This is a genomic window from Clostridium sp. UBA7791 (genome assembly GCF_002480755.1).
Lineage (GTDB): Bacteria > Bacillota > Clostridia > Clostridiales > Clostridiaceae > Clostridium_J > Clostridium_J sulfidigenes.
Genome location: NZ_DLCT01000005.1, coordinates 1,255,448 through 1,280,493 on the forward strand (window position 1 = coordinate 1,255,448; position 25,046 = coordinate 1,280,493).

Consider the following 25,046-nt stretch of genomic DNA (forward strand, 5'->3'; position numbering starts at 1 on the left):
ATAGATAATATTGTATTTTATTAATATATAAATAAAAGGGAGTTCTAAGGGGGAAAAGAATGGTAAATCGAAAAGCTTTAAAAAGTAAATCTAAAGATCAATTAAGGGGGCAGTGGAAGATACCGGTCTTAATAACACTAATAATCTTTGTAATTCAAGGAAGTATAAGTCTTGGTTCTGAGACTTTTAAAGATACTATAGGACCATCACTTCTGATAACAGTTATAAGCATAATAGTAAGCTTAAGTATAGCAATTATGAGTAATTCATTTTATCTTAAAATTTCTAGGGATAAGAAAGTTAAATTTTCTGATATACTTATCTCAGGTAAGACTTGGGGAAAAGGTATGGGTATACAGCTTTTAATAGTATTAATGTACATACCAATAATAATTATTATTGGTATAGTTGTAGGGTTTATAGCAATTCATTATAGTAACCAGATATTTATGGGTTCTTTATCAGGTAATTCTATTCCATCTTTTGAAGGCATGACAACAATGATTGTTCTGGTTACGTTAGTTTTATGTATACCAATAATTATTTTGGGTTTATATTTGTTCCCAGCAGTGATTTTAGTATGTGAAGATAATAGTAAGGGTGTAATTCAGTGTATAAAAGAAAGTTTTAAATTAATGAAAGGGAATGTATGGAGTTTATTTGTACTATACCTTAGCTTTTTAGGTTGGGTGATTTTATGTATTGTACCAGGTGTAGTTGTAGCTATAATTGCAGTTTTTTCATTTAATGAAATACTCATTACTATATTACCGTTAATTATAGGAATTAGCTTTCTATGGTTAACCCCATATATGAATACAACATTTTTGAATTTCTTTAATGAAATATCTGGATACAATAATAAACCTATATATAATGAAATTAATCCATTAAATTAACAATATGTGTTATATATCTATATAAGTTGTCTATGAATGAGATTACTTATATAATAACTTAGTATTTAGCGTAAATTAAATTTTAACTAGGTTTATATATAAATGTTTATATCATAATTAAAGAAGATGTATATCAACTTAAATCCAAAGGAATTCTTTGGATTTTTATTATTAAGTCTAATTGGAAATTAATAAACTAAAGCCTAAATTAAAAAAATATTACTTCAAGATTTAAGATTGTATATAAATGCTATTGTTTGTTATGAATAAAGATGATAGATTTATAATAGATTACATTAAAGATAAAATATATTAATTAGCTATGTATTGGATAAATATAAATATAAATATAAATATAAATAAATGATTAGGTGATGAAATGAAGATAGTATGTTCAATAGGTCCTAATGTTAAGACCTTAAATGATTTAGATAAGTTTGTAAATGCAGGAATGAATTCAATGAGATTGAATTTTTCTCATATAGAAAATGATACAGCTAAAAAACAAATTAAGTATATGAAGGAGAATTATCCTGATATTTCTATTATTCAAGATTTACAAGGCAATAAAATTAGAGTATCTAATTTGTTTAATGGCCAATTAAGGGTTAACTTTGGAGAAACCGTATATTTTTGTAGTGAAGAATTTTTTAAAGAAAATCTTAGACATAGTGGAAAGAATACATTAATTCCAATTTCTTTTCAAGGACAATTTACATGGCTTTCTAAATGCAAAAAAATTCTTATGAAGGATGGAACAATGGAATTTAATGTTGTAGGAAAGCTTAAGGATAAAGAGGTAATAAAGGCAGAAGTCGTTTTAGGTGGCATGGTTAGAGGTGAGAAGGGGTTAAATGCTCCGGGAATGGATAGGTTGGGTATGACGTTAACCATAAAGGATAAGAAGGATATTGAATTTGGCCTATTAAGTGGTGTGGATATAATATGTCTTTCCTATGTTACGAGAGAATCTGATATTCTAGAATTAAAGGAATATATAAAAAAAGTAAAGAAATATAATCCTCAAATTATTATGCCTAAAATTTGGGCAAAAATAGAGTGTAAAGAAGGAATTCTTAATTTTGATTCTATTTTAAAATCTGTTGATGGAATTATGCTAGGTAGGGGAGATTTATTCTCGGAATTGGACATAATGGAAATTCCTTTTGTACAGGATGAAATAATAGGAAAGATGAAATCTGAAAAAAAGGAGCTTATAATCGCAACCTATGTGTTAGATTCTATGAGAAGTGCCCGAAAACCTAAAATTCCTGAATTAGATGATTTATATAATTTTATAAAAAATAAGGTTGATGGAATTATGCTAGCTGGAGAAGTTGGGATAGGTAAAAATCCTCTCCATGTTATAAGATTTACTAAAGAATTTATAGATAAATATAGTTATCTTAGTTAAGAAAAAAATGAAGATGGATATAAAATTTATATCCATCTTCATTTTAGAATTAATTAACTATTTAGTCTAGTTTAGTTATATTTTAGGAATAAATTCTATATATTTACATCGGGTTCAATGATATAATTAAATATAGATAGTGTAAAAACTCTACACTAACCTAAGCATATAGGGGGGATTATTATGAATAAAGATTTACAGAAGGAAAAGATACAAGAAATATATAATGAAATTACTAGATTAACAGAAGAATTATCAAAAATTCAATGTACTCATAATGAATGTGAAGAATGTCCTTTTAGAGAATTGACAACAACTGATTCTAATCAAACACTTGATTGTGGTGGATTTATTGATTTATTCATGTATAATTAATAAGTCCTTATAATTATTTAAAATGTAGAGCAAAAGCAATAGACTTAATTTTGTCTATTGCTTTTAAACATATATTAATGAAAATGTATATAAACTATTTTCCTAAGTTAAATATATCTAAATCTTTAACTTTCAATCCTCGTTTCATTACTGTTACCATGGCTCTTAAGGTGTCGAGAGAAGTCATTAATGAAACTCCTGATTCTACAGCTGTTCTTCTAAGTTTAAAGCCATCGCGCTGAGAGTCATTTCCTCTAGTTGGTGTATTAACTATCATATTTATAGATTTATTTCTGATAGAATCTACTATATCAGGTTTTTCTTCACCAATTTTATTAACTATTTTTGCATCTATACCTTCAATTTGAAGCATTTTTGCAGTTCCTTCTGTGGCTACTATCTTACAGCCAAGTAAGTTCATTTCTTTAGCTAGTATTAAGAATTCATCTTTGTCACTATTATTTATGGTTGCAAGTAATTTGTCTCCAGACTTTAAAATTGGTCTTTTGGCAGCCAAGAAACCCTTCATCATAGCTTCATCAAAGGTATGTCCTACACCAAGAACTTCTCCAGTGGATCTCATTTCAGGTCCAAGACTTACTTCAACCTTTGGAAGCTTTTCAGTAGAGAATATAGGTACTTTTACAGTTACAAAGTCAGGTTCAGCACATATTTGTTCCTTATATCCCATATCTTCTAGAGATTCTCCAAGCATGGCGCGAGTAGCTAATTCAACTATAGGTACATTAGTAACCTTGCTTATATATGGAACAGTACGAGAAGCTCTAGGGTTAACCTCTATGATAAAAATTTCTCCTTCAAACTCAATGAACTGAATATTTATCATGCCAAGAACTTTAAGCTCTAAAGCAATCTTCTTTGTATATTCAAAGATAGTATTCTTAGATTTGTCAGATATATTTTGAGAAGGATATATGCTTATAGAATCTCCAGAGTGGACTCCGGCTTTTTCAAGGTGTTCCATAATTCCTGGAATTAAAATACTTTTACCATCACAGATAGCATCCACTTCAATCTCTCTACCAACTAAGTATCTATCAATCAAAACAGGATTTTTATGATCTCTTTTAAACGAATTCTCCAAATACTTTTTAAGCTCCTTTTCTCTATAGGTGATTTCCATACCTTGACCACCTAACACATAAGAAGGTCTAACAAGTACAGGATATCCAAGGTTCTCAGCACCAACAATTCCTTCATCAAGGTTCCATACTGCAATTCCTTTAGGTCTATTAATATCAAGATCTTCAAGCATAGCATCAAATCTTTCTCTATCTTCGGCCCTATCTATACCATCAGCATCAGTACCTAAAATCTTGATTCCATTTTCTCTTAGAAACTTAGATAGTTTTATAGCAGTTTGACCACCAAATTGAAGAATTACACCTTCAGGTTTTTCCTTGTTGATTATGTTGAGTACATCTTCTTCAGTTAGAGGTTCAAAGTAAAGTTTATCTGATATATCAAAGTCTGTTGATACAGTTTCTGGGTTATTATTTACAATTATAGTTTCGATGCCTTTTTTCTTAAGAGCTCCAACAGCATGAACAGAGCAGTAATCAAACTCAATCCCTTGTCCGATTCTAATAGGACCTGAACCTATAACCATTACTTTTCTTTTATCAGATACAACTACTTCGTCAAATTCTTCATAGGTTGAATAGTAGTATGGTGATATGGCATCAAACTCTCCAGCGCAAGTATCTACCATCTTATAGGTTGGCATAATGTTATACAGCTTTCTAAGAGTATACAACTCTATAGGGCTAATATCCATTAAGTCTGCAATACCTTTGTCTGAAAAACCCTTTTTCTTTAATAGATTTAAATATTCTTTATTTAAATCTTCTAACTTAGCAGTTTTTAAGAATTCTTCTTGTTCTACTATCCATTTTATTTTATTTATAAAGAAGGTATCTATTCCTGTAACCTCTGATAATTTCTCAACTAGATATTTTCTTCTAAGCATTTCAGCTAGATCAAAGACTCTTTCATCATCTGGCACCATTACGCTACTCTTTAACTGAGACAAAGTTTTTTCCTGAGATGGCTTATGATCTAACACATATTTTCCTATTTCTAAGGAGCGAATTCCTTTTAGGAAGGCAGCCTCAAAATTTGATCCAATAGCCATGATTTCTCCTGTTGCCATCATTTTAGTTCCTAAGGATTTATTGGCATTTTTAAATTTATCAAAAGGCCATTTTGGTATTTTCACAACTACATAATCAAGAGCTGGCTCAAAGGAGGCCATTGTTTTACCAGTAACGGAGTTTACAATTTCATCTAGGGTATATCCAAGGCCAATTTTTGCAGCTACCTTTGCTATGGGATATCCTGTAGCTTTTGATGCAAGGGCAGAAGAACGAGAAACTCTAGGGTTTATCTCAATTACAGCATACTCAAAACTATTAGGATTTAAAGCAAACTGGACATTACATCCTCCAATAATTCCTACTTCATCTATGATTCTCAAGGCTGAAGTTCTAAGCATTTGATATTCTTTATCAGAAAGGGTTTGAGAAGGAGCTACAACTATGGAATCTCCTGTATGAACACCAACAGGGTCTATGTTTTCCATATTACACACGGTTATGCAATTTCCTTTAGAGTCACGCATAACTTCATATTCAACTTCTTTCCATCCTTTAATACTTTTTTCTAAAAGAACTTGATTTACAGGGCTAAGATAAAGACCATTTTCTAATATGGTAATTAGCTCTTCTTCAGTATCTGCAATACCACCGCCAGTACCACCAAGGGTGTAGGCAGGTCTTACAATTACAGGGTAACCAATCTTTTTAGCAAAGTTAACTCCAGAATCTACATCATTTACTATATCTGACTCAATAACAGGTTCGTTGATTCTTTCCATTAATGCCTTAAATAAATCTCTGTCTTCACCCTTTTTTATAGACTCTACCGAAGTTCCTATGATTTTAACTCCATATTTATCTAATATACCTTTTTCAGCGAGTTCTATAGTTAGGTTTAAACCTGTTTGTCCACCCATCCCTGATAAAATGCTGTCTGGTTTTTCTTTTACTATAATTTTCTCAATAAACTCAGTAGTTAATGGCTCTATATATATTTTATCTGCCACTTCCTTGTCAGTCATTATGGTTGCAGGGTTAGAGTTTATTAGTATGGTTTCTATCCCTTCTTCCATAAGTGCTCTACAAGCTTGAGTTCCAGAATAGTCGAACTCAGCAGATTGTCCTATTACTATTGGACCAGATCCTATTATTAATACTTTTTTTATGTCATTTCTCTTACTCATTGATTATTCCTCCTACATGAAAGCTCACTGTCTTTCTTAATGTAATTTATTTTATTAAGCTTAAAAAACTATCAAATATAACGTTATTTTCTTTAGGTCCTGGTGATGCTTCTGGATGATATTGTACACTTGCTATTGGCAATTTTTTATGCATCATACCTTCTAAGGTGCCGTCATTTACACTGACATGAGTGATGTCCATATCAACAGGTAACTTAGAAACATAGTAGCCATGATTTTGACTAGTTATGTATACCTTACTTGATATAATATCTTTCACTGGGTGATTAGATCCTCTATGACCAAACTTTAGTTTACTAGTTTCTCCACCAAAGGCCCAAGCTAAAAGTTGATGTCCAAGGCAAATTCCGCAAGTAGGTTTTGAAGTTGCTAATTTTACTACTTCTTTAACTATATTATCTAATTTCATAGGGTCTCCAGGACCATTAGATAGAAATATTAAATCTGGGTTTGTAGAAAGAATTTCTTCAGCCTTTGAGGTAGCTGGAAACACAGTTAGTCTACAATTTCTTTCTTTGAAACTTTTCAAGATATTTGATTTAACTCCAAAATCCATAACGGCAACATGTGGTCCACTGCCTGGTATTTCATATATTTCATCAGTAGATACTTTATACACAGCATCATCATTTTGGAATTTTTCCAACTTATCCTTTATATCTTCTAAGGATAAGTTTTTAGTTGTTATATAACCCTTCATTGATCCATGGTCTCTAAGAATTTTCGTAAGGGCCCTTGTATCAATACCTTCTAGTCCAAAAATCTTGTTTTCTATAAGATATCCATCTAACTCCATCTCACATCTGAAGTTTGAAGGATTATTAGATTTTTCTCTTACAATAAACCCCTTAACTTTTGGAGAAGAAGATTCTAAATCCTCTAAATTAATTCCATAATTTCCAATTAAGGGATAGGTCATAGTTACAATTTGACCATAATAAGATGGATCAGTAAGAGTTTCCTGATACCCAGTCATAGATGTATTAAATACTACTTCTCCAACGGTATCATCAATGTATCCAAAGGCTTTACCTTTGAATTCCATTCCGTTTTCTAATATAAGTTTTGCTTCAATATTTTTTGTTTTCAAGAAAAACCCTCCAATCAAAATAATTAATGTACAACAAAAAGGACAACAAACAAAGCAAATTATTAGATGCTCTATTTATTATCCTATGGGTTTCTCTTTAAAATAATTATAATTCTAGCCATTATTCCTGTCTCCCTTCTTGGCCTCTCTGGACCAACTTAAAAGTAGATTTATCTTTTTGATTTTATAAAAAATTTTTTCAAATGTCAATAATAAAATAAATATATTATTATAAAATATAATTTTTAATGAAGTATATAGCAAATATTTGTTGAATAAATCTAATAAAATTACTAACAATAAATTCAGGAGGTGATAACAAATGAGTGAAAACAATAATTTTAAAAATAATGGTTTGAAAAATGATAATAATCTCCAAGGATTAAATTCAAAGGCTATTGGTAATTATACTAAAGGGGCCGTAGAAAATTTTGAAAATAAAATTGTTAGTGAAACAAATTATTTAGAGAAAGTAAATGAAAATTTAGATAAATAAAAATATTTATAAATAAGCTTAGGTAAATTTAATTTTATCTAAGCTTATTTTTGTTAATTTTTATTAAATTCCATTGCAAATATAAATTAATTATATATTATATTAATTATTAGAAGTATTTAAGGAGTATATTATGAGTTGTTTAGGAAATATTATTTGGTTTGTATTTGGAGGATTAGTTGCAGGGTTGCAATGGTTTTTAATAGGTCTTTTATGGTGTATAACTATTGTGGGAATACCAGTTGGTATTCAGTGTTTTAAGTTAGCTAAACTACAATTTGCACCTTTCGGAAAAGAAGTTATTACAACAAATGATAGTAGTATGGGATTTTTTCTGAATATATTATGGGTAATATTTGGAGGTTTGCTCCTTGCAATAACCAATATAATAAGTGCATTTTTACTGTCTATAACTATAATAGGGATACCTTTTGCTGCTCAATCATTAAAAATGGCAAAATTATCTTTAGCACCATTTGGAAAAGATGTAATATAAGAATTGATTTAATAGGTTATATTTATGATTATTGTAGTATTAAAGTAATTATATAGGAGGAGTTATGAGAGATATATCAGAATTAAAGGGGAAGATTTTTAGACACTTCAAAGGGGATTTATATTTACTTGAGGATTTTGTAATAAATTCAGAAACGCAAGAAAAGATGGTGCTATATAGAGCATTATATGGGGAGTGTGGATTGTTTGTAAGACCATATAAGATGTTTATAGAAGAAGTACCTAAAAATAAGGTTAATCCAACAGGACAAAGGTATAGATTTCAAGAGATAATAGTAGAAAGTAAAAATATTTGAAGTAAAGAATAGTATAAAATATAAATCTATGTTATAATAGTAATCGTATGTTTTAAAGAAAAGTTCAAGAGGTTTTACCCAATGGGTAAGACTTTTTTAATGATAATTGGAGGTAACGTTATGATTAGTACTACAGGAGTTAGTTTAAGATACGGAGGACGTAAACTTTTTGAGGATGTTAATATTAAGTTCACAGAAGGTAATTGTTATGGATTAATAGGAGCAAATGGTGCAGGGAAGTCTACATTTCTTAAAATATTATCCGGAGATATAGAACCTAATACAGGCGAAGTTAATATAACACCAGGACAAAGATTAGCAGTTTTAAAGCAAGATCACTTTGCTTATGATGAAGAAGAAGTACTAAGAACTGTAATTATGGGTCATCCTAGATTAATTGAAATTATGAATGAAAAGGATGCTCTTTATGCTAAAGAAGATTTTAGTGATGAAGATGGTATAAGAGCCTCTGAGCTTGAAGGTGAGTTTGCAGATCTTAATGGTTGGGAAGCTGAAAGTGAAGCAGCTACATTACTTCAAGGACTTGGGATAACAGAAGATTTACATTACAAGTTAATGAAGGATTTAAATGGTTCAGAGAAGGTTAAAGTCTTACTTGCACAAGCCTTATTTGGTCATCCAGATATTCTTTTACTTGACGAGCCTACCAACCACTTAGATATTAAATCTATAGCTTGGCTTGAAAATTTCTTAATGGATTTTGAGGGAACTGTTATTGTGGTATCCCACGATAGACACTTCCTAAATAAAGTATGTACTAATATGGCTGATGTAGACTTTGGAAAAATTCAAATGTATGTTGGTAACTATGATTTCTGGTATGAATCAAGTCAATTAGCATTACAAATGTCTAAGGATCAGAATAAAAAGAAAGAAGAAAAAATTAAAGAGCTTCAAAACTTTATAGCTCGTTTTAGTTCTAATGCATCAAAAGCTAAGCAAGCAACTAGTAGAAAGAAGCAATTAGATAAATTAACTCTTGATGATATTAAGCCATCTTCAAGAAGATATCCATTTGTAGGATTTAAAGCGGATAGAGAAGCTGGTAATGATTTGTTAGTTGTTGAGAATCTATGTAAGACTATTGATGGTGTTAAAGTTTTAGATAATGTAAGTTTTATGATATATAAGAATGATAAGGTAGCATTTTTAGGAGATGGTATTGCTAAAACCACTTTATTTAAAATATTGATGGGTGAAATGGAACCAGATAGTGGAAGCTATAAATGGGGGATAACTACATCTCAATCGTATTTCCCATCTGATAACTCTGAGTTCTTTGAGAGTTGCGATCTAAATCTTGTGGATTGGTTAAGACAATTTTCAGAAGAAAAGGCGGAAAGTTTTATAAGAGGATTCCTTGGAAGAATGTTATTCTCAGGAGAAGAAGCATTAAAGCAAGCATCTGTGCTATCTGGAGGGGAAAAAGTTCGTTGTATGCTATCAAAGATGATGTTAAGTGGAGCTAACGTATTAATCTTAGATGAGCCTACAAATCACCTAGATCTTGAATCCATAACAGCAGTTAATAATGGATTAATTAACTTTGCTGGAACTATATTATTTACATCCCATGACCATCAGTTTATTAATACTGTTGCAAATAGAATAATAGAAATTATTCCTGGTGGTGTAATTGATAAGAATATGACTTATGATGAGTATTTAGAATTAAAATAGAGCTTAGGTTGATATAAAAATTACTTTTGTAGTAGATAGGCATTAAATGAATAAATTAACATTTAACTTGTATAAATATTAATTTATTTAGTTGACAATTTACCATTATTTATTTATAATACAAATAATATAAAATTTAATATGGAAATTCTATGAAAAGGACAGTACTTTCTTTATTAATTCTTAAAGCGAGTGAAGGTTGGTGTGAGCTTCACAAGAATAAAAGAATCTTAACAAGTAATTGTATGGAAATTTATTTATAATAAATTAGGAAGAGAACCTTGGAGAAGCTGCCCCAAAGGATTACTTAGTAGGGTTAGTCGTGAAAAGCGTTAAAATTATGAGTGGACTTTTTAAAAAAGTCAATTAGAGTGGTACCACGGGTATATAACCGTCTCTTTCCAATGGAAAGAGACGGTTTTTTATATGCATTTTGAAATTTTAATAAATAAAAGAGTTAGAAATAAAAAGGAGGATTTATTATGGAGTATAAAAATATAATAGCAGAAAATTTATGTAAGCATATAGATATGGAAAAGGAAACAATAGAAAGACTTGTTGAAAACCCACCAAAACCAGAAATGGGGGACTTTGCATTCCCGTGTTTTCAGTTAGCAAAATCTATGAAGAAAGCACCAAATATGATAGCTCAAGATCTAAAAGGATTACTTGGTAATTTAGATGGATTTGAAAAAATAGAAGCTTTTGGTCCTTATATAAACTTTTTTGTAGCTAAAAATGATTTTATGAAAGAAATTATTGAAAAAGTATTAAATGAGAAAGAGAATTATGGAAGTACAAAAGAAGGAGTAGGCAAAAATGTAATTGTTGAATATTGTTCAGCTAATATTGCAAAGCCATTTCACGTAGGACATTTATATACTACTATGATTGGTAATTCTCTTTATAAAATATTTAATTCTCAGGGATATAACGCTATAGGGATAAACCACTTAGGAGACTGGGGAACACAATTTGGTAAACTTATATATGCATATAATCATTGGGGTGATGAGAAAGCTTTAGAGGAAGAACCGATTAAAGAAATGTTAAGGGTTTATGTAAAATTTCATGATGAAGCAGAAAAAAATCCTGCTCTTGATGATGAAGGAAGAAAGCATTTTAAACTTCTAGAGGATGGTAATGAAGAAGAAGTTAAGCTGTGGACTAAATTTAAAGACTTAAGCTTAAAGGAATTTGATAAATTATTTAATATGTTAAATGTGAAATTCGATTCTTTTGCTGGTGAAAGCTTCTATCAAGATAAAATGGATGCTGTCATTGATGAAATAGAATCTAAAGGGTTATTAACGGAAAGTAATGGTGCTAAGGTTGTTATGTTAGAGGAGCTTAATATTCCACCTTGTATAATAAAGAAGGCAGATGGAGCTACAATATATGCCACTCGTGATTTAGCAGCTATGTTCTATAGAAAGAAAACCTATGATTTTTATAAGAATATATATGTAGTTGCAAAGGATCAATCCCTTCACTTTAAACAAGTATTTAGCACAGTTAAAAAGATGGGCTATGATTGGGCTGATGATTGTATACATGTACCATTTGGCTTAGTTCGTTTCCCAGATAAGAAGCTTTCTACAAGAAAAGGCGATGTAGTATTCCTTGAGGATTTGTTAAACGAAGCTGTAGTTAAAACAGAAGAAATAATAAATGAGAAAAATCCTACATTAGAAAATAAAAAAGAAGTAGCTAAGAAGGTAGGAATTGGAGCAGTTGTCTTTGCTTATCTTAAAAACTCAAGAGAGAGAGACATAATCTTTGATTGGGATGAAATGCTTAGCTTTGAAGGAGAAACTGGACCATATGTTCAATACACTTATGCTAGAGGAAAGAGTATTTTAAGAAAATTAGGAGAAGGTACTGGAGAAGTTGATTATGGTAAGCTTATTTCAGAGGAAGAGTTTGAACTAGTTAAAACTTTATCTGGGTTTAATAATTCTATTAAGCAGGCTTTGGATAAACTACAACCAAGTATAGTTACAAGATTTACTATAGATGTAGCTAAAGCTTTTAATAAATTCTATAATTCTATAAATATATCTAATTCAGAGGACGAAGTAACAAAGAATACCAGATTAGCTTTAGTTAAAGCTACTCTTCAAGTAATAGAAAGTGGATTACATCTTATAGGTCTTGAAACAGTAGATGAAATGTAATAAAAGATTAATATAAAGAAAATCCCTTGGATAATTTATCATCCAAGGGATTTTCTTTACTTATTATGTTATTTATCATCCTCATATTTTTTTATTGTATTAACGTAATTAGGACACTTAGAGGTACAACTACCACAATTACATCCTTTAGATTTTTTCTTTAAATTTTTAAATAGAATAAAGATCGCTAATATAGCAATAATTATAGTTATAAGTATTTCCATAGTATTATCACCTCTTTAAAATATCAGTGAAGCTATATGATATATTCCAAATGAAAAAATCCATGCCACAATAAATTGATATACAACTGAGAATACAGCAAGTTTTCCGCTGAATTCTTTTTTAAAGGTAGCTACAACAGAAACACATGGTGTGTATAACAAAGTAAATACTAAGAAAGAAAGACCACTAGCTATTGTAAATGTCGTAGCTATGCTATTAGCTAAATCACCTGTATAAAGTACCCCTAGAGTTCCTATAACTACTTCTTTAGCCATAAGTCCAGTTAAAAGTGCCACAGAGTTTTCCCATGTACCAAAGCCTAATGGAACAAAAATCGGGGATATGAAGTTACCTATAGATGCAAGGAAACTTTCGTTAATTTCAGACATTCCACTCATATTAAAGTTTGATAAGAACCATACTAGAACAGATATAGAGAATATCAAAGTTCCAGCCTTTTTTAAAAATCCTTTACCTTTTTCCCAAGTATGAAGTATTAAACTTTTAAACTCAGGAAGTTTGTATTCAGGTAATTCTATTATAAAGGGTTCTTCGTCTTTTTTAAATAAAGTATTTTTAAATATAAACGCCATTATAAAGGCTACTATAAGTCCTAAGAAATATAATCCGAAAATGACTAATGATTCATAACCTGCAAAGAGTGCACCAGCAAATAGGGCATATACAGGTAATCTGGCATTACAAGACATAAAAGGAATAATCAGAGCTGTTAACTTTCTATCTTTTTCACTTTCTAAAGTTCTTGCAGACATTATTCCAGGTACTGAACATCCAAAGCCCATTATTAAAGGTATAAAAGCCTTTCCTGAAAGTCCTAATTTTCTCATTAACTTGTCCATAATAAATGCTGTTCTAGCCATATAACCGCTATCTTCAAGGAAGCTAATCCCTACAAATAGAGTTAATATAATTGGAAGAAACACAATTACTGAACCAACACCACCAATGATACCATCAATTATTAATGATTTAAACCAAGGGTATGTATTAGCTAGAGGTATTTCTATTAAAGATACAAAGTCTTCATTGACTAGTTTATCAGCTAATTCTTGCAGTGGCCCACCAACCCAATCAAAGGTAAATTTAAATATAATAAACATAATTCCTAAAAATATAGGGTAAGCCAAAAACTTATTAAGCACAATAGAATCTAATTTTTCAGTAATAGTATTAATGTTTGTTTTTTTTCCTTCTACACATCTGTTAAGAATGTTTTCTATATATCCATAGGTTTCTTTTTCGTTCATTTTATTAAACTCATGTTTAGAATTAATAGTTTTATCTATAGAGTTAAAGGAAGAGTTATTAATAAGAAAGTCTTTAACCTCTTTTACACCTTCACCTTTTGAAGCAGATATAGCCATAATATTAACACCTAATTCTTTAGATAAATCGGAATAATTAATGTGAATTCCATTACTTTCTGCTACATCTATCATATTTACCACTAATAAAATAGGCTTATTAAATTCGGTTAATTGAGAGGTTAAGTAAAGGTTTCTCTCAAGATTAGAACCGTCTATTATATTTACAATTAAATCTACTTCATTAGTATACAAAAAGTTTTTAGACACTTTTTCTTCATTAGAAAAGGTATCCATTGCATATATACCTGGTAGGTCAACAATTTTTATTTCCTTTGACAAATATCCTTCTTTTTTATCTACAGTTACACCTGCCCAGTTACCTACATATTGGTTAGAACCTGTTAGTGCATTAAATAAAGTTGTTTTTCCTACATTAGGATTACCAATAAGGGCAATGGTTTTCATATTACACTGCCTCCTTAATAAAAATTAATTCAGCATCTTTTTTTCTGATTGCAAGGTCTGTCCCTCTTAAGTTTATAATAATTGGATCCCCTAAAGGAGCGGTTTTCTTAACTAAAACCTCTGTTCCTTCAACAAACCCTAAAGCTAATAATCTTTTAGCTAATCTATCATCACATGCAAGTTCTTTAATTAAACCTTTATCACCAGGTTTTAAATTAAAAACATTCATGAATATCACTCCTTTATGAAAATAATTATCAATATCTATGGTAATATTATATTCTAAATGATAACCAATGTCAACTTAAAATATGTATTAATAAAATGCATAAAACGGATGTATAATATAGATAAAAGGGATTTATTTATGGTATAATATAATTATATATTTTTATAGTACATATAATTATATATAGGTTTATTTGAAGTACAATACCTATTAAAGAAATGAGTGGTAAGGTGATAGTTAAAGAAAGTACTATAGACATTGAAAAAGATAAATTTAAACAAAGTCTAAATATTAGCGGAGATAATGAACTTTATAAAAAATCAGTTTTCTTTGACTTAGAACATTATGTTTATAAGAAACCTATATGCATAGGGGTCTTTGGAGCAGGATATTATGACGAAGAAAATAATAAGTTGGTAATTACTCAGTATATGATTGAAAATAAGCATGAACTTGAGAAAATTCTTGCCTTGGCTAAAGAGTATTTTGAAAATATGAGAAATACATTAAAAAAAGAATATGTTGTTACTTTTTCAGGTAATAATGATTATCTAGTAATTGATTATCTGTTTAAAAAATATAAGTTAAATTATACTGTAGAAGAATATTTTAAAAGTATAGATTTGCAAAAAAAATATGAACAAGTTAAACAGAAGTCAATAGGACTTAAAGCACTAGAGAGTGAATGTGACATTGTTAGGGAAAGTGAAGTCATAAGTGGCTCAACATTAGCTAAAACCTTTGGTAAGATAATGAAAGATGATATGTATTTTTCAAGAATGCCTATGGAAAAGAAAGAGAAAATTCTTTTGTATAATATGCAGGATGTAGTTAGTTTATTTCATATATATACTCAATGGAATAAGTATATTAGACCAGAGTAATTAAAAACTATCTCATAGAAGAATATAAATTTGTATTTTTCTATGAGATAATTTTATATATATTGTATTTGGTATTCACAAATTTAGAATGTGGGAAATAATAGTTAAATTGTATAGAATGAATTAATATATTAAACATGATACCACATAAATTCATAATAACATACAAAATACATATAATTCTAAAAATTTAGGGGGTATTATGGAAATATTAATAAAAGGAAAAGGCGCTACTATAGGGAATGATAAGTGTGATTTAGTACTTAAAAATAGTAAATTTATTAATGTATTTACTGAAGAAATAGAAGAGGGAGATATAGGAATTATTGATGACACAATTATAGGAATAGGTTCATATGAAGGGCTTAAGGAAATTGATTGTAGTTCTAAAGTTATATGTCCAGGGTTTATGGATGGACACATTCATGTGGAATCTTCCATGACAACTCCAGAATCTTATGGAAATGTAGCTTTAGCCAATGGGGTTACTACAGTAGTAGCTGATCCGCACGAAATTGCCAATGTACTTGGAATTGATGGAATATCTTTCATGCTAGATAGTGCACAAAGAAGCCCTTTGGATATATATTTTATGATGCCTTCCTGTGTACCAGCAGTATCCTTCGAAGAGAACGGTGCTATTTTAAGTGCAGAAGATTTATCTAAGTTTATTGATAAACCAGAAGTAATAGGGCTTGGTGAGGTAATGGATATACCTTCTGTAATAGAGCAAGCACCGTCCATGATGAATAAGTTGAATGTATTTAGAGATAAAATTATAGATGGGCATGCACCTCAAATTTCTTATAAACATCTTAATCAATACATTTTATCAGGTGTAAGAACTGACCACGAATGTTCTTCAAAAGAAGAAGCTTTAGAAAAAGTAAAATTAGGTATGTATATTCTTATAAGGGAAGGTTCTGCTGCTAAAAATTTAAAGGATTTGATTTCTGCAGTTAATAATAAGAATTTTCGAAGGTTTTTATTTTGTACTGATGATAGACATCTAGAGGATTTGGTGGAAGAGGGATCTATAAATAATGCTATTAAACTCAGTATACAAAGTGGTATTGATCCTATAAAAGCATATATAATGGGGAGTTATAATGGGTACACATGTTATGGCATAAAAGATAAAGGAGCTATAGCACCAGGATATAAGGCTGATCTGGTTATTTTAAATGATTTAAATGAGGTAGATATTTATAAAGTAATTAAGTCAGGTCGAGAAATAGATGACTATAATAAATTATCTTACATTGTTAAAAGTGAAAACACTATGAAAATAGAAAAGCTGAAAGAGGAGGACTTTAGAATACTATCTAATGGAAACAAAGTAAATGTAATTGGTGTAACTCCAGGATCTCTTGAAACTAAGTTGTTAGTGAAATCTAGTAAAACTATAGATGGATATTTAGATATGAGTGAATATGAAGATGTTTTAAAAATAGGAGTTTTCGAAAGACATAAAAATACAAATCATTATTCCTTAGGATATTTATCGGGATTAGGTATTAAAAACTGTGCTATAGCTCAAAGTATAGCACATGATTCTCATAATATTATAGTTATAGGAGATAATGATAAGGATATGTGTAAGGCGGTAAATAAGCTAATTGACATAGGTGGAGGAATTACTATAGTCAGTGAAGGTGTACTAATTGATAGTCTACCCTTAGAAATAGGAGGATTGATGACTAATTCACCTATAGATTATGTATATAATAAGTTGAAAAATTTAAATAGATTAGTAAAGAACTATGGATTAAAACCTGATATGGATGCGTTTATAACCTTATCTTTTATGAGTCTACCTGTTATTCCAAAGGTGAAGCTTACAAGTAAAGGATTATTTTCCTATGATTTATTTAAATTTATTGAACTTTCTTTTAATTAATTACAACACAATATTACAAGTTATATAATATTAATAATACTTTTTATATAATTAAAAAATGAACAACATTAATTAAGGAGATTGTAATCTTGAAGAACTTAAACTCTATATATAAATTTAAGAAATATATCGGTATGAGAAATATAAAAACTGCTCTAGCCGCAGTAATAAGTGTAATTGTAGCTGAATTGTTTCATCTTCAATCACCATTTTTTGTGGTTACAGGTGCCTTGATTTCTATGGAAACCACAGTGAAGAAGGGAATTAATGCTGGAATTGCAAGGGTGCTTGGTACTATAATGGGAGGAATAATAGGCATTATAACTGTTCTAATAGATCCAGGTAACATATTTCTGCTCTTTTTAGGAATGGTGCTTTTGATTACATTACTTAATATATTAAAATGGCAAGACTCTATATCTATGGCTTGTGTTGTATTTTGTGTAATTATGATTACTATGACTAGTGAAAATATAGTTCTATACGCTTTTCAAAGAACCGTTGATACTATTGTTGGAATTGTAATATCGATAATAATTAATTACATTATATCTCCACCCTCAGATTCTAAATTTGCTAAGGGTAAATCGGAGCATGAGGATGATGAAGATATAGAAAATTTTATTATGAAAGTTCCTGAAAAAATAGATATAAAAGAGTAAAAATAGTAAAAACTACTGATTAATTTATCAATTAATCAGTAGTTTTTATTTTCGAAAATTTTATTAATTAAATGTTATAGATTAAATACATACCTATAAATGAAGTAATAATGAGTAAAACTTCCAAGTAGAACAAAAATATGAAATATTTCATGAGCACCAAAAGTTCTGTGTTTACCTTTTCTTTCTAAGCAATATATAATTCCACCGATGGTGTATAATACTCCGCCTATCACTAGTATTGAAAGACCTCTACTAGATACAACTTTTGAAAGTGGATTAAAAATGAATATAGCCATCCATCCCATAGCAATATAAATAGAGGAAGATAACCAGGAAGGACAATTAATCCAATACAATTTAAAAAGAATTCCAATTATAGCTACAGTCCATATTATAGCAAGCATATAGTACCTAATTGGTGTCTCTAATAGAACTAAGCATATAGGTGTATAAGTTCCAGCAATTAATACAAATATCATAGCATGATCAATCTTTCTAAGGATATTAATCATGGAATCTTTAGCTACGGTAAGGTGATATACACTGCTAGCTGTATACAGTAGAATTAAACTTATTCCAAATATAACAGTTGATATTAAAGTGTATATGTTGTAATTGTTACTATGAAGTTGAGCAAATAATAAGAAACATAAACCAAGTAAAGAAATTATAGCTCCCACCATATGGGAAAATCCACTAAAGGGCTCTCTAAATTTTGAATTAGTCATAATATACCTCCTAAGATTTATTGTAACATATAGTTATTAATACTATGTATTATTATATGTATATTATATCACATTGATTATATAAATATATATAATAATTATTAAAAATGTGTTAATTATAATTATTAATTAAGTTTAAGTTTCTATAAAATAATTTTAATATGTATATTTATATCTAATATTATTTACTACTATTAATAATAATATTATAATAAAAGAAAATATACATAAGAGGTGATTATGTGAACTTTAATATAGAAAATTTAGAAGAGCTTTTAATTAATATGAACTTAGATGATAGGATTAATATTAATAAAATACCAGATATTGATTTATATATGGATCAAGTAATTCAATTATTTGAAAATAACTTAGAGCATATAAAAAGAAACCCTACGGACAAGATTTTAACCAAAACTATGATAAATAACTACTCTAAAGACAAATTGCTTTTTCAAAATAAAAATAAAAAATATTCTAAAGATCATATTCTTTTAATGATTTTAATTTATGATTTAAAGCAAACTTTGTCTATAGCTGATATAAAAAAATTATTTACCCCTATGGTAAAAATATTATCAGAAGAAAAATCAAATTTTGATTTAAGTAATATATATAATGAATATCTTTCATTAAAGAAAAATCAAATTGATAAAGAAAAAGAATTCTTAACTTCAATTGTCAATGATACAACTAATTTATGTGAAAAAGAAGCTACTAAAAATTATGAGGATTATAAAAAAATATTATTGATTATATTAACACTTTTAAATTCAGCGTCCTTAAATAAAAGAATTGCAGAAAAGATGATAGATACTTATTTTAATGAATAAATTTAAAATCAATGAATAAATAAAATGACTGCCTTAATAGACAGTCATTTTATTTTTAGGTGTAAATTTATAATTAATGCTTATATTATAAATTATATGAAATATTTAATTAAATATATTGTTTGAAAAGTATTGACAAAAAAAAGAAATGAGCATAGTATAAACGTATGAACAAGTGTTCACATGAAAGGGGTATGTAATATATGTATAAAGAAGAGGTTTGTATGCAAGTTTGCATACATGATGAAATTACTGAGAAATTAAAAGATAAAACTTTAAATGATACTACAGTAGAGGAACTGTCAAATTTATTTAAGTCCATGGCAGATCCTACTAGGGTTAAAATATTAAATATTTTGTTAAATACAGAAGCTTGTGTTTGCGACATAGCAGCTTTAACTAATATGACACAATCTGCAATATCTCATCAATTAAGAGTACTAAAGCTAGCTAGGATTGTAAAATCAAGAAAAGATGGAAAAGTTGTATATTATTCTTTAGATGATGATCATGTTAAAGATATTTTCTATAAAGGACTTAGCCACGTTAATGAATAAACTAGTTATAGGGGGAGTAAAATAATGGGACAAACAAAAAGGCTTTATGAAATTCAAGGATTGCATTGCGCAAATTGTGCTTTGAAAATCGAACGTGAACTAAATCAATTATCTTACGTACAAAGTGCTGTAGTCAACTCTGTGACATCAAAAGCTATTTTAGAGGTTGATGAGAACACTAATAGAGAAATAATATTTGATGATGTGGAAAGCATATCTACTAGAATTGAACATGGAGTTAGAGTTAAAGAAATTGAAAAAAATATTATAAATAAAAAAAATGTTAAGGTTCAGGGAAATATAAAAAGTATTAATTCTAATTCAAATGATAATAAAGTTAAGGAAGAAAAGGTTACCTACAAGGATTCTCATAGTGATGATCATGTTCATAATCATAGCCATGATCATGGAGAAGGGTTTAAAAAGAAACAAATAATAAAATTTATTATAGGAATTTCTTTGGCAGTTGCTGGAGTATTAACTAAGGATAGGATAAGTTTATGTTTATTTATAGCTTCTTATCTAGTAATTGGTGGAGATATTCTGCTTATTGCCGGCAAAAATATAATAAAAGGTCAAGTTTTTGATGAGAACTTCTTAATGAGTATAGCTACAATTGGTGCATTTTTAATTGGTGAATATCCAGAAGCTATTGGAGTAATGCTATTTTATCAAGTAGGAGAGTTTTTTCAAGAATTGGCAGTTAATAAATCTAGAAATTCTATATCAGAGTTAATGGATATTCGTCCAGACCATGCAAATTTAAAATTAAGTAACGGGGATATATCTTCTGTCTCTCCAGAAGAGGTAGGTATTGGTGATATAATAGTTGTTAAGCCAGGTGAAAAAATTCCTTTAGATGGAGTTGTAGTAAGGGGAGATTCTCAAATAGATACTTCTGCTTTAACAGGAGAATCTGTTCCAAGAGTAGTTAAGGAAAGAGCTGAAGTTTTAGCTGGATCAATAAATAAAACTTCTCTTATTGAAGTTAAAATAACTAAGGAATTTAGTGAATCTACAGTATCAAAGATTCTTGAATTAGTAGAAAATGCTTCAAATAAAAAAGCACCAACAGAAAAGTTTATAACAAAGTTTGCTAGATACTATACTCCTATTGTGGTTATATTAGCTATTCTACTAGCTTTCTTACCACCGTTAGCTATGGGTGAAGATTTATATACCTGGTTATATAGAGGACTATCATTTTTAGTTGTATCTTGTCCTTGTGCCCTTGTGATATCAATACCTTTAAGCTTCTTTGGTGGGATTGGAGGAGCATCTAGAAGTGGGGTGCTTGTCAAAGGAGGAAACTATCTTGAAGCATTGAGCAAAGCAGAAGTGGTAATTTTTGATAAAACAGGTACATTAACAGAAGGAAGCTTTGAAGTTACAAAAATTACTCCTTATGGATTCATTACTGAGGACATGTTAATGGAATATGCGGCATATGCTGAAATATATTCTAATCATCCTATTGCAAAATCTATTGTAGAATCCTATAAAAAAATTAGTACGAAGGCTATTATTGATAAAAGTAGAATAAAGAGTTATGAAGAGATTCCAGGTAAAGGTGTAAAAATATACTTTGGTGATAGATATATATATGCAGGAAATTATAAACTGATGGAAGAACTTGAAATTAGGTATGTAAAATCAAATGAAGTGGGTACTATTATATATGTTGCAGTAAATAATAATTTTGTAGGAAGTTTAGTGATTTCTGATAGAATAAAAAATACTTCACCTATGGCTATTGCAAAGTTAAAAGAACTAGGGATTAAGAAAACTGTTATGCTTACTGGAGATAATAAAACAATTGCTGAATATGTTGCAAAGGTTATTTCTATTGATGAGGTTAGGGCCGAATTAATGCCACATGAAAAAGTAAGTGAAGTAGAAAAAATATATAATGGCCTTTCTAAGAGGGGAAGATTAATATTTGTTGGAGATGGAATAAATGATGCTCCCGTATTAGCTAGAGCAGATATAGGGATAGCAATGGGGGGAATAGGCTCAGATGCAGCTATAGAAGCTTCTGATGTTGTTATTATGACTGACGATCCTGAAAAAATATCTACATCTATAAAAATAGCTAGGAAGACACAAAAAATTGTAGTTCAAAATATTGCATTTTCCTTATTGATAAAAGCTGTAGTCTTAGTATTAACAGCTCTAGGGATTACCAATATGTGGATGGCAGTATTTGCAGATGTAGGAGTTACAATAATAGCTGTATTAAATGCTATGAGAGCTATGAAGATGGAAGAATAAATAAAAGTTTAACTTAAAAATACTAAAATACAGAATTAAAATATATTAAAACCCTTTAATGTTTTTAGCATTAAAGGGTTTTTAAACTTAAGTGATAATTATTAACTTATTTTTGACATAGTTTTAAATTCGCTAAACTCATCACTATTATCTACCTCAAATAATTTCTTATAACAATATGATATTATATCTCCTCTTTTTATAATTCCAATGAATATATTTGAGTCATCAACTACTGGAACGAAATTTTGTGATTTAGCAACAAGTATTAAACTTTCAATATCAGAATTAATTGATACGGGTTTATCTTTAAAATGTCTTGGTATATCCCTTATTAAAACATTTTCTGTATCCTTTAAGCTTAATTCGGAAGAATTTTTTAATTTCCAAAGAAGATCACCTTCTGTTAAAGTACCTACATATTTTCCTTTATCATCCACTAAAGGTATAGAAGTATATCTATGATATTCCATTCTCTCCATTGCTCTTCGCATAGTAGAACTAACCTTTTCAAAAATTACTTCGCTTTTAGGAGTTAGAAAAAAGGCAATGTTCATATTTTATCATCCTCCAATAAATCAATATTCAATAAGTATACTAAAAAGCTATACTTTAATTATAACATAGTTTTTAGACTAAAAGAGAGTAAAGTTTTTAATAATTTAAGAACATGTAATGCTATAAATTGATTCTATAATTAATTAAACACAAAAACATATGAGCAATAAACTCTTTAGGAAATGTAATTGCTAAAGTGTTTCTAAAGGCTATTGTGGATTTAGATGTATCTAGAAGATTGCAATTTTTAAAAATTAAATAATCTTTTAGTGAAAGTTCCTTACAATTTATATTTTTTTTATATACATTTACTTTTTGTAAAATTTTATTTAAAAGTTCATCATATCTATATACAATATTTCTTTCAATTTCTAAAATTTCTGCAGTGATTTCCATAGCCATGATAATATTAACACGGCTTTTTGTTATTATGCCTGAAAAGTTATCAATTTTTTTTATAGTTCTTAATAGTTTTAAATGATTGTATAGGGAATTATTAAAATTTAAGGAATCAGTTATAAGTTTAAACTCAATGGCATTAATATTTACTAATAATCCCTTAGGGAACTCATCTTTGAAAAAATAATAGTTTTGTCCTGTTAATTGCTTAAAGGTTTTTAATGTATCTAAATATCCTATACTTATATTTCTTTTAATTCTTTCACTATCAAAACTAATAATTGGACCAAGATTTTCACTACATTTTATTTCTATTATAGGTATATCATTTATATTATTAATTTTTTGACTGAATCCAGGTCCATCTATATCCACTTGGATTATAGCAGAACAAGGGCTATTTAAAAGCATGCTGGTTGGAATATTATTATACATACCTCCATCAACAAAACTGACACCATCAATAACCATATGCTTTAGGCCAGGCAGAGAGCAACTTGCCATTATATAGTCAATAATTTTTCCGTAAGGAATATCAGTCTTAAATATTTCTATAGGTTTTAGGGGATACATAGTAAGGGTAACAATACCAAAATCTATAGGTGAATTCCTTATTATATCTTCATTTAAATAGCGTTGTAGTAATCTTTTTAAAGGTGTATGATCTAACCCTCTATTAGATATAATATTTTTCATGAATTTAGGAAGATTTTTAAATGATAGATTTTCATCTATAGAAAAATTATCATCAATATTGAAGCAAGTTGAAAAATCTATTGATAGCCATAACTCTTCTAAGTCATTATAATTATTGCTACATATAAAAGCGCTATTAATAGCTCCAATAGAAGTTCCAACTACCGAAGATATATCTATATTTAATTCTATTAAAGCTTTCCACACTCCAACTTCATAAGCACCCCTAGAACCACCACCACCTAATACTAATCCATAACTATTCAAGCGTTATAACACCCCTTCGGTAAGTAAAATTAACTTAAATATAATTCTACTTAATATTATATTATACTAAATGAGTTAAATTTGATAATTATTATAATGATTATATTATATATACTAATAATTACTATTTATACGTTGAACTTTTATGTAAAAAACTATATAATTAGTATATACTAACAATAGAATTATAGTATAGTAAACTATTTTAAATGATATAATTTAAAAGTGTCGGAAGATTTCAATAATAACCAAGATGAGAAGGAGATTAGTTATGGAAATAAGTTTAAATTTAATAGAAGAAGCAGTTAAATCCAATAGTATTGAGGAAGTAAGAAAAGCATTAATTGAATACATAAGAGTTGAACCAGAAAATTCAGAAAAAATTATAAATGCATTAAATTATGCTAAAGAAAACATTAAGGGATTATTTGAAATTCATGATGGAGCAAAACTAGAAGAGGATAATAAGTGGACTAAAGAATATTTTTTGAAAACTCTTCAAGATTTATCGAATAACTTTTCAGAAGAAAGATTTAATCATTTGTGCTTAGTAGGAGCTTTTATATATCCAAATGAAGATATTATAGAACAGGATACAGTTATAATTAACAATGTGAAACCTATTTCAGATGCTGAAATTAAATTTGAAAAAGTAAAGTCTGCTCTTGCATTAGGAACTGGACTTTTAATAGGATACATCATTGGTAAAAAGATTAATAAAAAAAGATAATATATATTAAAATGCCCTATTAGTA

The 25,046-nt window shown here is 28.8% G+C and carries 23 protein-coding genes and 1 other annotated feature; of the genes, 15 read left to right on the forward strand and 8 right to left on the reverse strand.

All coding sequences use genetic code 11. The annotated features are described in order from the left end of the window. The first annotated feature begins 59 nt into the window (after positions 1-59). The 3 genes from B3Z56_RS11420 (at position 60) to B3Z56_RS11430 (ending at position 2,688) form a co-directional block, all read left to right on the forward strand. Positions 60-899 carry a DUF975 family protein gene (locus B3Z56_RS11420; protein ID WP_346848098.1) on the forward strand — a complete coding sequence of 280 codons (840 nt, stop codon included), beginning with the start codon at positions 60-62 and terminating at the stop codon, positions 897-899. A gap of 379 nt (positions 900-1,278) precedes the next feature. Next, entirely contained in the window at positions 1,279-2,313 is a 1,035-nt protein-coding gene (locus B3Z56_RS11425) for a pyruvate kinase (RefSeq protein ID WP_346878801.1), read from the forward strand. A 183-nt stretch (positions 2,314-2,496) separates the two neighbouring features. Next, a complete protein-coding gene (locus B3Z56_RS11430; protein WP_150844223.1) occupies positions 2,497-2,688 on the forward strand; it encodes a hypothetical protein in 192 nt (63 codons plus the stop codon). Between the two features lie 94 nt (positions 2,689-2,782). On the opposite strand, the gene carB is transcribed toward B3Z56_RS11430, so the two are convergent. Further along, entirely contained in the window at positions 2,783-5,989 is a 3,207-nt protein-coding gene (gene carB / locus B3Z56_RS11435) for a carbamoyl-phosphate synthase large subunit (RefSeq protein ID WP_346878802.1), read from the reverse strand. Positions 5,990-6,035: 46 nt separating this feature from the next. Next, on the reverse strand, positions 6,036-7,085 hold the full coding sequence (locus B3Z56_RS11440) for a carbamoyl phosphate synthase small subunit (RefSeq protein WP_346848220.1): 1,050 nt from the start codon (positions 7,083-7,085) through the stop codon (positions 6,036-6,038). Positions 7,086-7,422: 337 nt separating this feature from the next. Here B3Z56_RS11440 and B3Z56_RS11445 point away from each other — a divergent pair, with 337 nt between their 5' ends. From B3Z56_RS11445 to argS, 5 genes are all read left to right on the forward strand, one after another. Then, positions 7,423-7,596 (forward strand): hypothetical protein, encoded by a 174-nt coding sequence (locus B3Z56_RS11445; protein WP_346848101.1) that lies wholly within the window; start codon positions 7,423-7,425, stop codon positions 7,594-7,596. Positions 7,597-7,729: 133 nt separating this feature from the next. Beyond that, positions 7,730-8,092 carry a YccF domain-containing protein gene (locus tag B3Z56_RS11450; RefSeq protein ID WP_346878803.1) on the forward strand — a complete coding sequence of 121 codons (363 nt, stop codon included), beginning with the start codon at positions 7,730-7,732 and terminating at the stop codon, positions 8,090-8,092. A 64-nt stretch (positions 8,093-8,156) separates the two neighbouring features. Further along, a complete protein-coding gene (locus B3Z56_RS11455) occupies positions 8,157-8,408 on the forward strand; it encodes a DUF1653 domain-containing protein (protein ID WP_035132998.1) in 252 nt (83 codons plus the stop codon). A gap of 120 nt (positions 8,409-8,528) precedes the next feature. Further along, on the forward strand, positions 8,529-10,109 hold the full coding sequence (locus B3Z56_RS11460) for an ABC-F family ATP-binding cassette domain-containing protein (protein WP_346876246.1): 1,581 nt from the start codon (positions 8,529-8,531) through the stop codon (positions 10,107-10,109). A gap of 143 nt (positions 10,110-10,252) precedes the next feature. Beyond that, positions 10,253-10,511 (forward strand) — a binding site (T-box leader). A gap of 80 nt (positions 10,512-10,591) precedes the next feature. After that, positions 10,592-12,286, forward strand: a complete 1,695-nt coding sequence (gene argS, locus B3Z56_RS11465; protein ID WP_346848103.1) for an arginine--tRNA ligase — start codon at positions 10,592-10,594, stop codon at positions 12,284-12,286. Positions 12,287-12,354: 68 nt separating this feature from the next. Here argS and B3Z56_RS11470 read toward each other — a convergent pair whose 3' ends face one another. From B3Z56_RS11470 to B3Z56_RS11480, 3 genes are read right to left on the reverse strand one after another with little or no spacing between them, the layout of a single operon-like run. Continuing rightward, a complete protein-coding gene (locus B3Z56_RS11470; RefSeq protein ID WP_346848104.1) occupies positions 12,355-12,510 on the reverse strand; it encodes a FeoB-associated Cys-rich membrane protein in 156 nt (51 codons plus the stop codon). Positions 12,511-12,525: 15 nt separating this feature from the next. Next, positions 12,526-14,304: a ferrous iron transport protein B gene (gene feoB / locus B3Z56_RS11475; RefSeq protein WP_346878804.1), complete on the reverse strand. Its 1,779-nt coding sequence runs from the start codon at positions 14,302-14,304 to the stop codon at positions 12,526-12,528. Position 14,305: 1 nt separating this feature from the next. Then, complete coding sequence (locus tag B3Z56_RS11480) at positions 14,306-14,533, reverse strand: FeoA family protein (protein ID WP_035133006.1); 228 nt, start codon at positions 14,531-14,533, stop codon at positions 14,306-14,308. Between the two features lie 218 nt (positions 14,534-14,751). Here B3Z56_RS11480 and B3Z56_RS11485 point away from each other — a divergent pair, with 218 nt between their 5' ends. From B3Z56_RS11485 to B3Z56_RS11495, 3 genes are all read left to right on the forward strand, one after another. Then, positions 14,752-15,417, forward strand: coding sequence for a ribonuclease H-like domain-containing protein (locus tag B3Z56_RS11485; RefSeq protein WP_150845565.1), 666 nt, complete (start codon positions 14,752-14,754; stop codon positions 15,415-15,417). 202 nt (positions 15,418-15,619) lie between these two features. Further along, positions 15,620-17,317: an adenine deaminase gene (gene ade, locus B3Z56_RS11490; RefSeq protein WP_346848106.1), complete on the forward strand. Its 1,698-nt coding sequence runs from the start codon at positions 15,620-15,622 to the stop codon at positions 17,315-17,317. 89 nt (positions 17,318-17,406) lie between these two features. Next, positions 17,407-17,979 (forward strand): FUSC family protein, encoded by a 573-nt coding sequence (locus B3Z56_RS11495; protein ID WP_346848107.1) that lies wholly within the window; start codon positions 17,407-17,409, stop codon positions 17,977-17,979. 74 nt (positions 17,980-18,053) lie between these two features. Here the strand turns inward: B3Z56_RS11495 and trhA are convergent, their stop codons facing one another. Continuing rightward, positions 18,054-18,710 (reverse strand): PAQR family membrane homeostasis protein TrhA, encoded by a 657-nt coding sequence (gene trhA, locus B3Z56_RS11500; protein ID WP_346848108.1) that lies wholly within the window; start codon positions 18,708-18,710, stop codon positions 18,054-18,056. Between the two features lie 242 nt (positions 18,711-18,952). Here trhA and B3Z56_RS11505 point away from each other — a divergent pair, with 242 nt between their 5' ends. The 3 genes from B3Z56_RS11505 (at position 18,953) to B3Z56_RS11515 (ending at position 22,371) form a co-directional block, all read left to right on the forward strand. Beyond that, positions 18,953-19,543 (forward strand): DUF1836 domain-containing protein, encoded by a 591-nt coding sequence (locus tag B3Z56_RS11505; protein WP_346876186.1) that lies wholly within the window; start codon positions 18,953-18,955, stop codon positions 19,541-19,543. Between the two features lie 203 nt (positions 19,544-19,746). Continuing rightward, positions 19,747-20,100, forward strand: a complete 354-nt coding sequence (locus B3Z56_RS11510; RefSeq protein WP_035135755.1) for an ArsR/SmtB family transcription factor — start codon at positions 19,747-19,749, stop codon at positions 20,098-20,100. Positions 20,101-20,124: 24 nt separating this feature from the next. After that, entirely contained in the window at positions 20,125-22,371 is a 2,247-nt protein-coding gene (locus B3Z56_RS11515; protein ID WP_346878805.1) for a heavy metal translocating P-type ATPase, read from the forward strand. Between the two features lie 101 nt (positions 22,372-22,472). Here B3Z56_RS11515 and B3Z56_RS11520 read toward each other — a convergent pair whose 3' ends face one another. Beyond that, the gene (locus tag B3Z56_RS11520) at positions 22,473-22,928 is read right to left on the reverse strand and encodes a CBS domain-containing protein (RefSeq protein WP_346878806.1); all 456 of its coding nucleotides are present in this window, start codon (positions 22,926-22,928) and stop codon (positions 22,473-22,475) included. Positions 22,929-23,049: 121 nt separating this feature from the next. After that, entirely contained in the window at positions 23,050-24,291 is a 1,242-nt protein-coding gene (locus B3Z56_RS11525) for a patatin-like phospholipase family protein (RefSeq protein ID WP_346848110.1), read from the reverse strand. A 271-nt stretch (positions 24,292-24,562) separates the two neighbouring features. On the opposite strand from B3Z56_RS11525, the gene B3Z56_RS11530 reads away from it, so the two are divergent. Further along, positions 24,563-25,021: a hypothetical protein gene (locus B3Z56_RS11530; RefSeq protein WP_035132239.1), complete on the forward strand. Its 459-nt coding sequence runs from the start codon at positions 24,563-24,565 to the stop codon at positions 25,019-25,021. Positions 25,022-25,046: the final 25 nt, after the last annotated feature.

Coding starts and splice junctions, on each gene's coding strand:
- B3Z56_RS11420 (WP_346848098.1), top strand. CDS start 60: ATGGTAAATCGAAAAGCTTTAAAAAGTAAATCTAAAGATCAATTAAGG.
- B3Z56_RS11425 (WP_346878801.1), top strand. CDS start 1,279: ATGAAGATAGTATGTTCAATAGGTCCTAATGTTAAGACCTTAAATGAT.
- B3Z56_RS11430 (WP_150844223.1), top strand. CDS start 2,497: ATGAATAAAGATTTACAGAAGGAAAAGATACAAGAAATATATAATGAA.
- carB (WP_346878802.1), bottom strand. CDS start 5,989: ATGAGTAAGAGAAATGACATAAAAAAAGTATTAATAATAGGATCTGGT.
- B3Z56_RS11445 (WP_346848101.1), top strand. CDS start 7,423: ATGAGTGAAAACAATAATTTTAAAAATAATGGTTTGAAAAATGATAAT.
- B3Z56_RS11450 (WP_346878803.1), top strand. CDS start 7,730: ATGAGTTGTTTAGGAAATATTATTTGGTTTGTATTTGGAGGATTAGTT.
- B3Z56_RS11455 (WP_035132998.1), top strand. CDS start 8,157: ATGAGAGATATATCAGAATTAAAGGGGAAGATTTTTAGACACTTCAAA.
- B3Z56_RS11460 (WP_346876246.1), top strand. CDS start 8,529: ATGATTAGTACTACAGGAGTTAGTTTAAGATACGGAGGACGTAAACTT.
- argS (WP_346848103.1), top strand. CDS start 10,592: ATGGAGTATAAAAATATAATAGCAGAAAATTTATGTAAGCATATAGAT.
- B3Z56_RS11470 (WP_346848104.1), bottom strand. CDS start 12,510: ATGGAAATACTTATAACTATAATTATTGCTATATTAGCGATCTTTATT.
- feoB (WP_346878804.1), bottom strand. CDS start 14,304: ATGAAAACCATTGCCCTTATTGGTAATCCTAATGTAGGAAAAACAACT.
- B3Z56_RS11480 (WP_035133006.1), bottom strand. CDS start 14,533: ATGAATGTTTTTAATTTAAAACCTGGTGATAAAGGTTTAATTAAAGAA.
- B3Z56_RS11485 (WP_150845565.1), top strand. CDS start 14,752: ATGAGTGGTAAGGTGATAGTTAAAGAAAGTACTATAGACATTGAAAAA.
- ade (WP_346848106.1), top strand. CDS start 15,620: ATGGAAATATTAATAAAAGGAAAAGGCGCTACTATAGGGAATGATAAG.
- trhA (WP_346848108.1), bottom strand. CDS start 18,710: ATGACTAATTCAAAATTTAGAGAGCCCTTTAGTGGATTTTCCCATATG.
- B3Z56_RS11510 (WP_035135755.1), top strand. CDS start 19,747: ATGTATAAAGAAGAGGTTTGTATGCAAGTTTGCATACATGATGAAATT.
- B3Z56_RS11515 (WP_346878805.1), top strand. CDS start 20,125: ATGGGACAAACAAAAAGGCTTTATGAAATTCAAGGATTGCATTGCGCA.
- B3Z56_RS11520 (WP_346878806.1), bottom strand. CDS start 22,928: ATGAACATTGCCTTTTTTCTAACTCCTAAAAGCGAAGTAATTTTTGAA.
- B3Z56_RS11530 (WP_035132239.1), top strand. CDS start 24,563: ATGGAAATAAGTTTAAATTTAATAGAAGAAGCAGTTAAATCCAATAGT.